The 14,410-nt window shown below is 69.5% G+C and carries 13 protein-coding genes; 6 read left to right on the plus strand and 7 right to left on the minus strand.

Annotated elements, in window-relative coordinates; translation table 11 throughout:
* Entirely contained in the window at positions 1-570 is a 570-nt protein-coding gene (locus tag OHB01_RS27910; protein WP_142648742.1) for a TetR/AcrR family transcriptional regulator, read from the minus strand.
* Between the two features lie 115 nt (positions 571-685).
* Here OHB01_RS27910 and OHB01_RS27915 point away from each other — a divergent pair, with 115 nt between their 5' ends.
* Positions 686-1,072, plus strand: coding sequence for a PadR family transcriptional regulator (locus OHB01_RS27915; protein ID WP_260617330.1), 387 nt, complete (start codon positions 686-688; stop codon positions 1,070-1,072).
* Entirely contained in the window at positions 1,069-1,515 is a 447-nt protein-coding gene (locus tag OHB01_RS27920; protein ID WP_142648741.1) for a hypothetical protein, read from the plus strand. The genes OHB01_RS27915 and OHB01_RS27920 overlap by 4 nt, the downstream gene beginning before the upstream one ends.
* Here OHB01_RS27920 and OHB01_RS27925 read toward each other — a convergent pair.
* On the minus strand, positions 1,422-2,981 hold the full coding sequence (locus tag OHB01_RS27925; RefSeq protein ID WP_142648740.1) for an alpha-L-arabinofuranosidase B: 1,560 nt from the start codon (positions 2,979-2,981) through the stop codon (positions 1,422-1,424). The two genes, OHB01_RS27920 and OHB01_RS27925, sit on opposite strands and share 94 nt — an antisense overlap.
* A 678-nt stretch (positions 2,982-3,659) precedes the next feature.
* Here OHB01_RS27925 and OHB01_RS27930 point away from each other — a divergent pair.
* Both OHB01_RS27930 and OHB01_RS27935 read left to right on the plus strand, forming a co-directional pair.
* On the plus strand, positions 3,660-4,058 hold the full coding sequence (locus tag OHB01_RS27930; protein WP_328854182.1) for an ACT domain-containing protein: 399 nt from the start codon (positions 3,660-3,662) through the stop codon (positions 4,056-4,058).
* Between the two features lie 347 nt (positions 4,059-4,405).
* A complete protein-coding gene (locus tag OHB01_RS27935) occupies positions 4,406-5,443 on the plus strand; it encodes a glycoside hydrolase family 11 protein (protein ID WP_328854183.1) in 1,038 nt (345 codons plus the stop codon).
* A gap of 190 nt (positions 5,444-5,633) precedes the next feature.
* Here OHB01_RS27935 and OHB01_RS27940 read toward each other — a convergent pair whose 3' ends face one another.
* The 3 genes from OHB01_RS27940 to OHB01_RS27950 form a co-directional block, all read right to left on the minus strand.
* Positions 5,634-5,861 (minus strand): hypothetical protein, encoded by a 228-nt coding sequence (locus OHB01_RS27940; RefSeq protein ID WP_142617569.1) that lies wholly within the window; start codon positions 5,859-5,861, stop codon positions 5,634-5,636.
* A gap of 113 nt (positions 5,862-5,974) precedes the next feature.
* Entirely contained in the window at positions 5,975-6,556 is a 582-nt protein-coding gene (locus OHB01_RS27945; protein ID WP_328854184.1) for a hypothetical protein, read from the minus strand.
* Between the two features lie 117 nt (positions 6,557-6,673).
* On the minus strand, positions 6,674-7,987 hold the full coding sequence (locus tag OHB01_RS27950; protein WP_328854185.1) for a hypothetical protein: 1,314 nt from the start codon (positions 7,985-7,987) through the stop codon (positions 6,674-6,676).
* A gap of 251 nt (positions 7,988-8,238) precedes the next feature.
* Here OHB01_RS27950 and OHB01_RS27955 point away from each other — a divergent pair, with 251 nt between their 5' ends.
* The gene (locus tag OHB01_RS27955) at positions 8,239-8,892 is read left to right on the plus strand and encodes a hypothetical protein (protein ID WP_328854187.1); all 654 of its coding nucleotides are present in this window, start codon (positions 8,239-8,241) and stop codon (positions 8,890-8,892) included.
* A gap of 55 nt (positions 8,893-8,947) precedes the next feature.
* On the opposite strand, the gene OHB01_RS27960 is transcribed toward OHB01_RS27955, so the two are convergent.
* Together OHB01_RS27960 and OHB01_RS27965 are read right to left on the minus strand one after the other, a co-directional pair.
* Complete coding sequence (locus OHB01_RS27960) at positions 8,948-11,401, minus strand: N-acetylmuramoyl-L-alanine amidase (RefSeq protein ID WP_328854188.1); 2,454 nt, start codon at positions 11,399-11,401, stop codon at positions 8,948-8,950.
* 181 nt (positions 11,402-11,582) lie between these two features.
* Positions 11,583-13,040 carry a family 43 glycosylhydrolase gene (locus OHB01_RS27965; protein WP_328854189.1) on the minus strand — a complete coding sequence of 486 codons (1,458 nt, stop codon included), beginning with the start codon at positions 13,038-13,040 and terminating at the stop codon, positions 11,583-11,585.
* 529 nt (positions 13,041-13,569) lie between these two features.
* On the opposite strand from OHB01_RS27965, the gene OHB01_RS27970 reads away from it, so the two are divergent.
* On the plus strand, positions 13,570-14,385 hold the full coding sequence (locus tag OHB01_RS27970; RefSeq protein WP_328854190.1) for an SDR family oxidoreductase: 816 nt from the start codon (positions 13,570-13,572) through the stop codon (positions 14,383-14,385).
* Positions 14,386-14,410 lie beyond the last annotated feature (25 nt).

The following is a 14,410-nucleotide window of genomic DNA, read 5'->3' on the forward strand; positions in this document are numbered from 1 at the left end:
TCAGGGCGTGGTCCGGTTGCGCAGCATGGAGTCGAGGGAGTCGACGATCCAGGACCACGATTCGTCCGGGTCGACGGCGGTGTGGCTGAAGCCTCCGCTCATCTCCAGGTCGACGTAGCCGTGGAAGACGCTGCCCAGCATCCGCACCGCGTGTGTCTGGTCCGGCTCCGCGATGTCGTAACCGCGCAGGATGGCCCGGGTCATCTGGGCGTGCCTGCCACCGGCGCTGGCTGCCGCCGCCTCGGGGTCGAGCCTGAACCGGGCGGCGGCGTAGCGGCCGGGATGCTCCCGGGCGTAGTCGCGGTAGGCGGCGGCGAAGGCCGCCAGGGCGTCCCTGCCGGCGCGCCCGGCCAGCGCGTCGGCGACCCGGTCGGCGAGCTCCTCCAGCGCCAGCAGGGCGATCCCGGTCTTGAGGTCATGCGAGCTCTTCACATGCGAGTACAGACTCGCGACCTTGACGCCGAACCGCCGGGCCAGCGCCGAGATCGTCACATGCTCGAAGCCGACCTCGTCGGCCAGCTCCGCTCCCGCCCTGATCAGGCGTTCCGTGGTCAGTCCCGCACGCGCCACTACCCTCTCCCTACGTTGCCTTCAACGATTATGTAATTTCCTAATGCCTATAGGCAAATCGCGCTTCGATGTGCGGTCCACTTGAATATCATGGATGCCGATATATTCTGGAGTGGTGACATCACGGGCGATGACGGAACCGGCGTTCCTCGTTCTCACCGCACTCGTCGACGAGCCGCGGCACGGCTACGGCATCGCGCAGGAGGTCGAGCGGCTCTCCGGAGGGCATGTCCACCTCAAGATCGGCACCCTGTACGGCGTGCTCGACCGGCTCGCCGCCGACGGGTGGGTGGAGGCGGACCGCGAGGAGGTGCGGCAGGGACGGCTGCGCCGCTACTACCGGCTGACCGACGAGGGGGCGCGGGCGCTGGAGGAGGAGGCCGTACGGCTGGCCGACAACGCGCGCCGCGCCGTCGAACGGCTGCGGCTCAGGCAGGGGCTCAAACAGGGGCCCAGACAGGGGTTCAGTAAGGGGCTCAGCGAGGCGGGAGGGCCGGCATGAGCGAGCGCCACGACGAACGCAGCGTGCTCGAGGAGCGCTACCGGCGGTGGCTGCGGCTGCTGGCCGTCGCGGTCCTCGTCCTGTCCTGCGTGCTGGTGCCGCCGCCCATGACGGGGTGGGAGAACGCGGTGCGCTGGGCCTGCTCGCTCCTGCCTGCCCTGGTCCCGGCGCTGGCGCTGTCGACCGGGTTCCATCGCGACGCCCCGCCGCCCCGCCTGCCCGCGCGGCGGGCCCGGCTCCTGCTCGTGCTCCCGCTCGCGGCGGGGTGTGGACGCGGGAAGAGGTCCCACGACGGGAAAGCCGCCCCCGGTGGCCGGGGGCGGCATCGGTCGTGCGGGGGAGCCGGGAGCTATGCCCAGGGCTGGGAGACGACCCAGCTCACGTCGTTGCTCCACTGGTTGGCGTTGTCGAAGGCGTTCGATCCGCCGTTGCTCGCGATGTAGACGGTGTTGTTGTAGTGGCGCAGGAACCGGTTCGGGAAGTTGTAGGAGGCGAACGACGTGCCCTGGCCGTTCTTGCCCGCCTGCGGGCAGAAGGTGGCGTCCTGGGCGAACAGCGAGCTGCCGTCGTCGCGCTGCCGGTAGAGCTGGTAGTAGCTGTGCCGCAGGTAGTCGCCGGGGTAGTTCCTCGACTCGAACGACACGCACGAACTGTTGGCCAGGCCGCTGCGCACGATCCAGGTGGCGTCGTTCTTGTCCAGCGTGGAGCTGGACGAGGTGATCACCGAGGTGATCGCGTTGTCGTTCTGGTGCCGGATGTAGCGGTCGGTGTAGCCCGGTGTGGTCGCGCGCAGCGAGATCGCCGAGCCGGGGGTGAGCGTGCCGTTCTGGACGCCGCCCGACGCCGTGGCGTATCCGGCGGCGACGATGTTGGCCTGCACCGCGTTCTCGGTGGCGTCGGACGGATAACCGGACGTCATCACGCCCTCATAGAAGGTGCCCCTGGCGCTGACGCTGTTGTCGCCGCCGATGCCGAGGATGATGGCGCCTTCCTTCTTCATCGGGTTGTAGCCCGCGACGTTGGGCCGCACTCCGTTGTAGAAGGTCGACAGGCCGCCCGATTGGGCGTTGCCGCCGCGGATGGCCCAGTGGTTGGGCTCACCCTTGAGGATGGCGGTCAGGAACCGGTGGCTGATGCTCGGGTTGCCCGCGTTGTAGTGCTGGTTGACGCCGGAGAACAGGCCGTTCTCCAGGTCGGCCATGATCCAGGGGCCGTTGCCCGCGCCGTAGCCCCAGTAGTTGTTGTTGCCGAAGTAGATGGCCTCCATCGTGCCGTTGCCGTTGTCGCGGCTGTTGGTCTCGGCGTTGCCGTAGTCGAAGCAGCAGCCGTTGTTGTAGTGGGTGCCGTCGAAGATGGCGTACATGCCCTCGGGCTGGTCGCCTCTGGCCACGCCGTTGGTGTTGTTGTTGCGGTAGCCGGTGCCGGGAGAGATGTAGACGCCGTACGCCTTGTGGCCGCCGACGGTGACCGGCGCGGCGGTCGCGACGGCGAGGTTGTCGTAGCCGCCCGCGGCCGGGCCGGAGAACCCCCCGGGAGGCGCCTGGGTGAGGCGGTTGTTGCGGCCGGACTGGTCGTAGATGATCGTGATCACGCAGGTGGTGCCGGCGCAGAACGAGTCCTGCGTCGCGGCGTTGGCGACGCCGCCCGCGCTCAGCACGCCGATGTCGCGGGTGGCGTTGTCGGAGGAACGGCGCACCTGGTAAAGCGGGCCGTTGTAGTTGCCATACAGAGCGCGGGTCGTGCTGTGCGCCGCCACGCACGGCGTGCCGCCCGCGGCGTAGATGTCGCACGGCCCCTGCGTGGCGGCCTCGGACGGTGCGGAAAGGCCGGCCAGCAGGCCGGCGGCGAGCGTGATCGCCGCGCCCGCGGACAGCGCCGTCCTCTTCAGGTGCCCTGATCGGAAAATCATGATGGCTTTCCGTGCCTTCCTTTGGTGGCGTGCCTCGTGCCAGTGAAGTGTTAGCGCTAACAATTGTCGCTGTGAGCCCGCCGTCTCACAGTCGTGTATGGGGATCGGTGCGCTCAGTTTTGGCGTCCTGCCCGTCTCCGTCAAGGCCCCAATTCGGCCGATGGGACGTTTACCCGCGCCATGCGGGTGTTTGTCGACGGCCGATTCCCCAGGGTGAGGGACCGCGACCGGTCTCGGGTTGACTCTGTCGTGTTGTCCCTGCTCAGTGAATGTTTCGTGATGTCAGGTCTGCCTCTGGGCGCCGGGCGGCTCCGCAAAGTCGTGAAAGTTTCAGGACCGACGTGCCTATGCCGTCATTCGACCCTTTACCGGCCTTGACCGGCCCGCCGGAATGGCCCACAGTGGCGGGAAGACGCCCGCCCCGCCCGCCGACCGCGGGCGTCTCATCCTGTCGTTTCCGATCCGAACGACGGAGCTGAATGTTATGGATAACATCCGTTAATCGCGATCACCCGGCCGCGTCGCGGGGTGTCGATCCGCGGCGGGCCTGGCTTGGCCATGCGTCGCCGCCACGGCGGTGCGATCGCGGACGCGCCCCGGCGCGCCCCGGCATGGCTTTGGCCCATGGCCGCCGGGGTGCTACGCGGCGATGCGCGGGCTGCCTGTACGGTGCCGGGTGTGACCGGCGAGACCGACCTGCGCATGCTGCTGAGCGGCATGCGGCCGCGACTGAACCCGGGCCGCTACGTGTTCACCACGGTGGACGGTGGCGTTCCCGCCGGCGCCCGGCCCGTCGTCACGGTCGCCGAGGAGGAGGGCCTGACGCTGGTCCTGCCGCAGCAGGAGGCCGACGCCGCCGGGCTGGCGTACGAGTACGTCGCGGGCTGGATCACGCTGTGCGTCCACTCGGCGCTTGAGGCGGTCGGCCTGACCGCGGCCGTCGCGCGGGAGCTCGCCGCTGTCGGCCTGAGCTGCAACGTCGTCGCGGGTTTCCACCACGACCATCTCTTCGTGCCCTACGAGCGCGTCGCCGACGCGGTGGCCCTGCTGGAGGACCTCGCGCGCCGCTCCGCCTGACCTCGGACGCCGCCCGCGCTGATGCGGCCCGACCTGCGGGTTTGAAACTTTCAAGGACGTTGACCTGCGTTCTGACTGTGTCGCCGAAATCCTTACCGAATGGGCGGACGCCTCTCACCAGGTCTGATGGCGATTCCCCTCACCCCAAGGTTTCGGCAGCGTTACGGGAATCATTGACAACTGTGCGATCTCGATCCGATACTTTCGTCAAAGCTCCGATAGTTTTCGGAAGCGTAGGCGTACGGCACCGTCGTGGGATGGCCGCCACCACCCGCCCGCTTACGCGCCCCGCAGAGTCGCCGTACGCCGTCTGACCACCCGTCAGGCTTCAGTAGGAGGAAGCGCGCATGATCGACGCCCCCGCCCAATCGTTAGGCCATAGACCCGGCCGCGTCAGGGTGCTCATCGCCCGTGTCTGCGCGGTGGCGCTGGCCGCGGCCGTGGCGTTGCTGCCCGGTGTCGCCAACGCGGCCGTGACGACGAACCAGACCGGCACCAACAACGGGTACTTCTATTCGTTCTGGACCGACAGCCAGGGCACGGTCTCCATGGAGCTGGGCTCCGGCGGAAACTACAGCACCTCCTGGCGCAACACCGGCAACTTCGTCGCCGGCAAGGGCTGGAGCACCGGCGGCCGCCGTACGGTGACCTACTCGGGCAGCTTCAACCCCTCGGGCAACGCCTACCTGGCGCTGTACGGGTGGACGAGGAACCCGCTGGTGGAGTACTACATCGTCGAGAACTGGGGCACCTACCGGCCCACCGGGACGTACAAGGGCACCGTCACCTCCGACGGCGGCACGTACGACATCTACCAGACGACGCGTTACAACCAGCCGTCCATCGAGGGCACCCGGACGTTCAACCAGTACTGGAGCGTCCGGCAGCAGAAGCGGACCGGCGGCACCATCACCATCGGCAACCACTTCGACGCCTGGGCCCGCGCCGGCATGTCGCTCGGCAGCCACGACTACCAGATCCTCGCCACCGAGGGCTACCAGAGCAGCGGCAACTCCAACATCACCCTCGGCGAGACCTCCGGCGGCGGTGGCGGCGGCGGCGGTGGCGGCGGTGGCGGCGGTGGCGGTGGCGGTGGCGGCGGTGGCGGTGGCGGCGGCGGTGGCTGCACCGCGACGCTGTCCGCCGGCCAGTCGTGGAGCGACCGCTACAACCTCAACGTCTCGGTCAGCGGTTCGAACAACTGGACCGTGACGATGAACGTCCCGAACCCGGCGAAGATCATCGCCACCTGGAACACCAACGCCAACTGGCCCAGCTCGCAGGTGATGATCGCCAAGCCGAACGGCAACGGCAACAACTTCGGCGTGACCATCCAGCACAACGGCAACTGGACATGGCCGACGGTCTCCTGTAGCGCGGGCTGATCCCGCACCCGCACCTTCCGCACCTCATGGCGCGGCGGCCGACGGCCGCCGCGCCACTGTGCTTCCGGCGCTCGGCTGCGGGGCGCTGGGGCGCGTACTCCAGCAGGCCGGGGACGGCCGCGTGGGCGTCCGGCGGCGTGCCGCGGCGAGCCGTGCTCGCGCGACGCGCCTCGCCCGCGGTGCACCTGTCTCAGAGTTTGTGGAGCTTCTTGTACGGGGTCAGGATTCTTTCCTGCTGCGATCGGAAATCGACGACCACAGCCACCCCCTCCTCGACTTCCACGACCACGCCGAGACCGTACGAATCATGGCTGACCTGGTCGTTCACACTGAACTGCTCGACAGGCGGAGCGGGGGGCGGGGGCTTGAAGGGACTGGTGGGCAGGTGACGGCGGGACGCGCCGCTGGCTGGCTTCATCTCGTCAAGTATGTGCTGCTCGCGGAACTGGTCACAACCAACCCCCGGTCTTGGGGCCGCCGCCTTTCCGCGCTACCCCCGAGCGGCGGGCGGGACGGGAGGCCGGCCGCCGGTCAGGGTCGCCAGGCTTCCTGATAATCGGCGTGCCAGTTGTACGCGGACGCCTCCAGCCTCAGCAGATGCTCCGCCTGGGCGTGTTCCTCGATCGCCAGGTAGAGCTCCTTGACGAGCACGGATTCCAGGTAATCCAGACGGCTCCGCTTCGCGGCCAGGTCCCGCTCCAGTTTGTGCGAGCCGGGCTCCCCGGCGTCCGCGTTCCTGCGCGCCTGGTCCAGATCCTCACGGACGCGGGCGCGCAGGAACGCGATCAGCCCCGCCAGCACGGCTTCCGCCCGATGTGCGCGGGCCCTGCGCGCATCGGCCACGATCTCGCGATAACGAGCGGCGAGGACGGGCCCGTCCTCGCTCATGTGGTCGGGGCTCATGTGGTCGGGGCTCATGTGGTCGGGGCCCACGTGGTCCTGGCTCATGCGGTCCTGGCTCATGTGGTCCTGACGGGGAAACCGCCACAGAAGCGCCTTTCCGCCGGCAGGCTCCTCGTCGCCGGTGGCGAAGGCGTCCCCGAGGAGCTCCGCCGCGAGCAGGGGGCGGTTGCGGACCAGCTCCAGGAGCGTCCCCCGATTGATCGTCGTCATGGCCAGGAGGTTACATGGAGTAGTCATGCGCACGCCAAACGTCGCTGACGTCGGCTGAGGTGGTTTCCTACCCTCCGGTGGAAGCTCTCTCCACCCATGTGGGTCCCGGCCACACGATCATGGTGTCGCTTTCTCCGCCGGGCCGGGCCCGTCGGGCCGCTTCGGTGCGCCTGTCGCGTCCCCGAACTGGCGGAGCGCCCGCTCGGCGATCTCGCTGGAGAGCCTGCCCATCACGGATCTGGCCCGGCCGAACGTCTCCGTGCCGAGCTGCACGGCGACGTCGAGGCCCTCCGCTCCCGTCTCGAGCACCTTGTCGCGCACCTCCGCTCCCGTCTCGAGCACCTTGTCGCGCACCTCCGCGGCCGCGTCCGCCCATCGCCTAGCGTCCATCGACTGCCGATCGCGCTCGATCCCGAGCCGTCCGTGGAAGTCGACGACGGCGGTCGAGACGTGGTTGCTCGACTGCACCAGGGCCGGGACCGTGGTCGGGTGCAGCAGCACCTTCGTGTTGGCCGCGGCGGCGGCCGCCTGCATACGGGCCAGCAGGTGCTCGGTGCACCGGGAGATGAGCTCCAGGCGGTTCTGCCGTGCGGCTCGAAGCGCGAGGCGATGCTCGTCCAGCTCCTCCGGAGACGCCTCCAGCACCCGGTCGAGTTCGAGCACGGCGATCGCGTCCTGCAACTGGAAGCAGCGGGCCAGAACGGCCAGCCACTCCTGGACCTTGACCTCGGCCTCCTTGGCCGTCTTGGCGAGGTCGCCGATCTTGGCCTTGTCGTCCATCTTCTCGGCGATAGCGTCGAGCTGACGCAACGCGTACGCCTGGGTCCGTGCGATCGTCACCGGCGTGGCCTGCATCTTCGACCACGTGACCTCGGAGACCCGGCCCACCTGCTCCCGGATGGTCATGGTCTCCTCGATCAGGAGGTCCACTCCGATCATGTCCGCGACCACGGCGTCCTTCTGCGCGCGGAGCACGTCGTCGACCTTCTCGTCGATGGCGGCGAGATAGTCGGTGATCTCCTCCATGGTCTGCTGCATCGCGAGCTGCGCCATGAGCCCCGCGGCACCGGCCAGGACCGCCGGGTTGGTCAGGAACGATCCGGGCTTCACGATCTCCATGAGTCCCTTGATCTTTCCGTTCTCCGTCAGCACGGCTCGGCTGACGTCCCGTTTCGACCCCTTCATCAGGGTGTACTTTTTCATCGCCTGGGCGGACTTCTCGGTCAGCTTCACCCAACGGCCCGCCTTGGCGGCTATATCGGACCCCACCTGTACGGCTTCGGCCCCGGCGCCGAGAGCGGATCTGAGCCGTTTCAGTCCGAGATCCTTCGACGGCAGTCCCTCGGACATGAGGAAACGGTCCACGGCCGCCGGATTCCCGATGACCGCCAGGCCATCGCCGTCGCTGATCAGCTCAATCTCGTCGTCCATCGTCGGCTCCTGAAGTGCGAGCAGGGAAAGCGGTTCCTCGCAATGCGCTGCGCGTCACAGTATGCCGGGAAATCCCATGAGAAAGCTCACTCTATCCGAGCGGAAAGGCCACGGGGTTTCGTGAAGGGCGATCCCGTGTTTGCGACATTCGCGCGTCACTTTTCACCAGAATGGCCCGATACCCCCGGGTCGCGGCCGGTCGGTGTCAGTATGTGATCAAGGTTTCCCCCCGACCGGCAAAGGACGTCCGCATGAACAACCCTGCCCGGATCGCCGTGACCGCACTGACGCTCGCCGCCTCGCTCGCCGCCGTGGTCCCGGCCTCGGCGGCGTCCGACCAGCCGCTCAGCCGTACGCAACTCAAGAAGCTGCTGGTCACGACGAAGGACCTCGGCAAGGCAGGGGGCACGGTGCCCATGGATCTCAAGCGGCTCGACCTGACCGGGCTTGAGATGGACGACGCCCGCTGCCTGACCGCCGCGCGGGCGTTCGACGCGGTGTTCGACCGGCCGGCGCAGAGCGCCCTCGTCCTGTGGCGGATCTCCGGAGGGGAGCGCCTTTACACGGGCGACGCCGCCACGCTCAAGAAGATGACCTCCGCCGCCCAGCGGGTCGCCACGGCCTGCGACGGCGCGGGCGACCGGCGTAACATGGTGAAGATCGTCAAGCGTGCGCCGGGCAAACTGGGCCAGGAGGCCTACGCCTTCGAGGTCCAGGACTCGAACCCGGTATACGAAGGGCAGGGCACCAAGCTGTACCACTTCGACTACGTGGTGATCCGGCACCGATCGGCGGTCGCCGTCGTCCAGGGGATCAGCGTCGGCGCGAACCACTGGAAGGACACCATGACGCTGGCGCGTAAGGCCGCCGCGAAGCTCGTCAAGGCCTACCCGCGCCACCCCTGACGGCACGCCTGACGGCGGGGCCGGGGAGGAGAGCCTCCCCGGCCCCGCCGTGCTTTCAGTGGGCGGTCACCGGCCGGGTCGCCGCCGAGGTGGCGGTGGCCTTCGCGTAGGCCTTCGCCGACACGGTCACCCGTACGGCGATGCGGGCGTCGCGGTCGTGGCCCTTGAGGTGATAGGTGCGGTCCGTGGCGCCCTTGACCGGGACACCGTCGCGCAGCCACTGGTAGGCGACCTTGTCGGGCGAGGGCGTCCAGGTGCCGGGGGACGCCGTGAGCGTGCGGCCGATCTTCGGCGTTCCGCTCACGGTGGGCGGCTCGGCCGAGGTGAACGTCCCGGGCGCCACCGGCGCGGTCGCCGCCGAGCGTGCCGACGCGGCGGTGAAGTACGGGTCGTCGACGGTCACCTCGACGAGCACCTTCTTGCCGAGGTCCCGGACACCGGGACGGTACGTCGGCCCGGTGGCCCCGGGGACCGCCGCGCCGTTCACATACCACTGGTAGGTGAAGCCCGCCACCTGCCGCGACCAGGTGCCGGGGGAGGCGGTGAGCTCACCCCCGACCTTGACGGCCCCGCTGATCACCGGCGGCGCGGTGCTGGAGACCGGCGACGGCTGGGCGTCGTGCAGGTCCACCTCGGCCGTACGGACGAAGACCTGCCGGTGGGCGTACCAGAGCTGGTAGTACCGGTCCTGGCCCTTGAGGTCGGTGCGGTCGCCGGGGCCCGACCCGTCGAACGTGGTCGCCCGGTAGTAGTCGGTGACCACGTCGTCGTCGCTCACGGCGTACGTCTGCCCGGCCGGGATCTTGTACTCCAGCGGCGACAGCGCCTGCACCGGGATGCCGGTGCCGGTGTAGGCGGACGCCTCGGGATAGGCCCGCCCGTAGACGTCGGCGGGGGTCGTCGCCGACTTCACCATCACCGTCTTGGCCTGCGTACGGACCACGACGGGGCGGTCGGCGGGGTTGTGCAGCCAGGCGAGGGAGCCGGCCCACCACACGCCGAGCCAGTCGCCCTGCACCTGGGCGACGACGAACTTGTGGCCGGAGACGACGCGGGCGCTGATGTCGCTCGCGTACGTCGTGCCCGCGGTCGAGCCGGGCTTCCAGCCGGGGTCGGCGGCGAGGGGCGCGGTCTCGGAGGGCGACTGGTAGAGGGGCAGGAAGTTGGTGCCCGCTCCCTGGACGCAGTCGGGGGAGGGCGGGGAGGCGGCGGCGCAGCCGGTCACCGGCTGGGGGTTGTCCTGATAGCCGGTGCGGACCTCCACCACGTCGCCCGGGGCGACGTCGGCGGTGGTCTTCCGGTCGCCGCCGATCGGGGCGCCCAGCAGGTCGAAGTAGTGGTCCCAGTCCCAGTAGGGCCCCGGGTCCCAGTGCATGCTCTTGGTGGCGCCGAGGACGGTGCCGGGCACCTGGTCGTGACCGATGACGTGCGCCCGGTCGAGCGGGACGCCGTACTTCTGCGCGAGGTGCTTCACCAGCGCGGCCGAGGTCTGGTACATCGACTCGGTGAACCACGCGGCGGTCCCGGCGAAGCCCTCGTGCTCGATGCCGATGGAGTGCATGTTCACATACCAGTTGCCGGCGTGCCAGCCGACGTCCTTGGCGTCGAGGTGCTGGGCGATGTGGCCGTCGGAGGACCGGATCGTGTAGTTCCAGGCGAGGTACGTCGGGTCCTGCGCCAGCCGTACGGAGGGGTCGAAATAGCCCTCGGTGTCGTGGATGACGATGTAGTCGATCTCCGGCCCGCCCGGCCCGGTGCGGTCGGCGAGGTCGTGGTTGCCATAGTCGGTCGTGCCGTCCGGCAGGGTGGGGGAGCCCTTGGCGTACGGCGCCTCCAGCCACTCGCAGTCGAGGCCGGCCGGGCAGTCGACCCCGGCGTCGGCGGCGAGCTTCGCGGCGGGCAGGGCGACCGACTCGTCGGCGGCGAGGGTGACCCGCTGCCCGTCGGCGGTGACGCGGCTCTGGCCGCTGCGCAGGGTCTGGTAGACCTGCCGGACGAAGTCGTTCTTCGCGCCGAACCGCGCCACCGCGTCCCGCCAGGAATTCAGGCCGTCGCCGCCGTCGTGGTAGGACGCCAGCAGCGCGGCCCCGCCGCAGATGTTGGCGTTCGGGTCGCGGCGCAGCGCGTCGGCCGTCAGCCCGGTCAGCTCGGACGCCGCCGCGATCTGGCTCGTGGCCGCGGACGCGCGTCCCCTGTCCGCGCCGTCCCACGCCTCGGGCGCCCGGTCGCCGAGGTCGAACACGCCGTAGCCGCCGTCGGAGCTCGGCTTGCCCTGGTGGTCGTCCCAGCGGGACAGCATGTAGGCCACGGCCTTCAGCAGCGGCTCCGGCGCGCCCGTCGCCTTGGCCGCCTCGCCGAAGGCGGCGTCGCGTGTCGGCGCCGACAGCGTCGCCGTGCAGGAGACCCGCGGCCCGGCCGCGGCGGTGGAGGCCAGGGCGGACGGCGCGGCGGGGAACAGCGCCGCCGCCGCGGCTACCGCGACGGCGACGCCTCGATGTGGAGTTCTCAACGTTGTGCGACCCCTTCTCGGATGCCTGTGGGGGTGATCAGGCAGGGGCAATCACACCTCTGCGTGCCGCCGTACGCCAGAGCGCCACGCAAATCTCGTCGAGATCGTAACTTTTCGCCAGACAGGATGAGTCAGATGAAAATCCTCGCCTGTCGATCACGTCTTCGCGTTCTCACCGCGGTCAGTAGACGTAGGGCCAGCCGGCGCTGTCCCAGCCGAGCTTGTTGATGCCCAGGCGGGAGGAGCCGTCGTCGGCGTACCAGTGGTAGAAGAGGATGTCTCCGTCGTTGTCGGCGAGCACGGCCTGGTGGCCGGGGCCGTGGATGCTCCCGTGCCCGGCCAGCACCTGCGTGCCGCCCCCCGACGTCATCGCCGTCCCGTTCCTGTCGACGTACGGGCCGGTGATCGAGGTGGAGCGGCCCACCATGATGCGGTAGGTGCTGGACGCGCCCCTGCAGCACAGGTCGAAGGAGACGAACTGGTAGTAGTAGCCGCCGTGCCGGTAGATGAACGGCGCCTCGATCGCGCCGCCGTTGCGGCCCGAGATGCTGCGGATCGTGCCGTCCAGCCGCTTGCCGGTGGCCGGATCGAGCTGGACCATCTTGATGCCCGACCAGAACGAGCCGAAGTCGAGCCACCAGCGGCCCTGGTCGTCGATGACGAGGTTGGGGTCGATGGTGTTCCAGTCGTCGGAGGTGTTCGACTCGATGACCAGGCCCTGGTTGGTCCACGACCCCGAAGCGCCGGTCGTGCTGGTGGCCAGGAAGATGCCCGAGTGGTTGGAGCCGAACGTCGAGGCCGCGTAGTACATGTAGTAGCGGCCGTTGACGTAGGTGATGTCCGGCGCCCACAGGTCGTTGCCGCCGTTGGTGTAGGCGTGCGCCCAGGAGGCCCCGCCGGGGAACGCCGCGCCCGCGTCGCGCCAGTTGGTGCGGTCGGTCGAGGTCTTGAGCCGGATGCCGTTGCCGGTGTAGGCGAGCAGGTAGGTGCCGTCCGGCTTCTTGGTCACCTCGGGGTCGTGCGTGTTGACGTCACCGGTGACGTAGCCCGGGTCGGGGTAGGAGACGGGCGGCGTCGGCGTGCCTGATCCGCCGAGCCTGACGAGCTGCCACTGCTGGTTGGCGCCGTTGAGGTCGGTGTACTGCGAGATGCGGCCGCCGTCCGCGGTGGACCACTCCCACACTTCGAGGGCCTTGCCGCTGTTGCGGTTGATCAGCTTGACATAGCCGCTGTCGGTGTCGACGACCCGGAACTGCTGGTTGGTGCCGTTCTTGTCGGTGTATTGGATCACGTCGGCGCCGTCGGCGGTGGAGCGGCCGGAGATGTCGACGACCTTGCCGCTGTGGCGGGACATGAGCCGGTAGTAGCCGCCGCCGGAGTCGACGAACTGCCACTGCTGGTTGGCGCCGTCGTTGCGGGCCCACTGCACCAGGGGCGCGCCGTCGTTCGTCGCTTTGTTGTAGACGTCCAGCGCCTTCCCGCTGTTGCGGTTGACCAGCACGTACGACGCGCTCGTGTCGATGGACGCCGCGTGCGCGGGGCCGGCGGCCACCAGTGATGGACAGATCGCGAGCAGCGCCAGGATCGCCAGCGCGAGGACGCGGCGCGGCCACGCGGGAGAGCGTACGGAGGTGTCCATGGGGCGTGCCTCTCGTCGGAACGCGATGCGGTGGGTGAATGGACATGAATAGGAGAACGCAATTATGTGAGCGCTAACAATCCGGGTCGTCCGGCGCTCCTTTTTGCAAGGGTGTTTCCGGGAGGTCGCCGCCCAGTGTCAGCGGCGGCTCCCGGGTCGTCAAGGTCCGTCATCCGAGGCCGGACCATGCGGCGCCTGCCCGGTCGAATGCGCGCGACCGCTGAGAACGCGCCGGAAACTCTTGTCGCGGGGCCGGTGCCGTCCGTCTTTCCGGATTTCCCGGCCCGGACCGGCCGCCGTGGTTCCACGGTGAGGCGAGGCATTGTCCGCGACCAAGGGCGGTGTAAGTTTCAGCCGGCTTGATCGCCATTTATATCCGTGCTCATGGGAAACGAGATGCCGGGCACGGCCGGACCGGAGCCGCTCTCCGGCTTCTGAGTCGGTCGGCTCACTTGGACTCGACAGGAGCTCCGTCGGTCGCTACGGTTCTTCTCAGTCGGTCAACTAACTAACTTGCTGAGGAGCAATCATGATCGTGGTCACGGGTGCCACCGGAAACGTCGGCGGCCAGGTCGTCGCCCTGCTCGCCGCCGCGGGTGAGCGGGTGACCGCCGTCTCCCGGCGCACCGCCGACCTGCCCGAGGGCGTACGGCACGTGCGGGGCGACCTCGACGATCCCGCCGGGCTCAAGGACGCCTTCGACGGCGCCGACGCGCTGTTCCTGCTGGTGGCCGGTCAGGACCCGCAGGCGATCCTCGACGCGGCCCGGGCGGGCGGCGTGAGGCGTGTCGTCCTGCTGTCCTCGCAGGGAGCGGGCACCAGGCCGGAGTTCTACCGCCACCCCGTCGCGTTCGAGGACGCGGTGCGCCGGTCCGGCCTGGAGTGGACGATCCTGCGGCCCGGCGGCTTCCACTCCAACGCCTACGCCTGGGCGGAGCCCATCCGCGCGAGCCGTACGGCCGCCGCCCCGTTCGGCGACGTCGGCCTGCCGACCATCGACCCGGCCGACATCGCGGAGGTCGCCGCGACCGTCCTGCGCGAGGACGGGCACGCCGGCCGCGTCTACGAGCTGACCGGCCCCGCGCCGACCACGCCGCGGGAACGCGCGGCGGCGATCGGCGCCGCGATCGGCACGCCGGTGCGGTTCGCCGAGCAGACCAGGGAGGAGGCGCGGGCGCAGATGCTGGGGTTCATGCCCGAGCAGGTGGTCGAAGGGACGCTCGCCATCCTGGGGGAGCCGGTGGACGCGGAGCGGCGGGTGAGCCCGGACGTCGAGCGCGTCCTCGGCCGTGCTCCCCGGTCCTTCGCCGACTGGGCCGGCCGCAACGCCGCCGCCTTCCGATGAGCCCGGCCGAGCCCGACCTTCCGAT

Origin of the sequence: Microbispora hainanensis (assembly GCF_036186745.1) — a bacterium.
GTDB lineage: Bacteria > Actinomycetota > Actinomycetes > Streptosporangiales > Streptosporangiaceae > Microbispora.

Excerpts from the sequence above, each read along its gene's own strand:
- OHB01_RS27970 (WP_328854190.1), top strand. The coding sequence starts at position 13,570 with ATGATCGTGGTCACGGGTGCCACCGGAAACGTCGGCGGCCAGGTCGTC.
- OHB01_RS27950 (WP_328854185.1), bottom strand. The coding sequence starts at position 7,987 with ATGGACGACGAGATTGAGCTGATCAGCGACGGCGATGGCCTGGCGGTC.
- OHB01_RS27925 (WP_142648740.1), bottom strand. The coding sequence starts at position 2,981 with ATGATTTTCCGATCAGGGCACCTGAAGAGGACGGCGCTGTCCGCGGGC.
- OHB01_RS27935 (WP_328854183.1), top strand. The coding sequence starts at position 4,406 with ATGATCGACGCCCCCGCCCAATCGTTAGGCCATAGACCCGGCCGCGTC.
- OHB01_RS27940 (WP_142617569.1), bottom strand. The coding sequence starts at position 5,861 with ATGAAGCCAGCCAGCGGCGCGTCCCGCCGTCACCTGCCCACCAGTCCC.
- OHB01_RS27955 (WP_328854187.1), top strand. The coding sequence starts at position 8,239 with ATGAACAACCCTGCCCGGATCGCCGTGACCGCACTGACGCTCGCCGCC.
- OHB01_RS27965 (WP_328854189.1), bottom strand. The coding sequence starts at position 13,040 with ATGGACACCTCCGTACGCTCTCCCGCGTGGCCGCGCCGCGTCCTCGCG.
- OHB01_RS27920 (WP_142648741.1), top strand. The coding sequence starts at position 1,069 with ATGAGCGAGCGCCACGACGAACGCAGCGTGCTCGAGGAGCGCTACCGG.
- OHB01_RS27945 (WP_328854184.1), bottom strand. The coding sequence starts at position 6,556 with ATGACGACGATCAATCGGGGGACGCTCCTGGAGCTGGTCCGCAACCGC.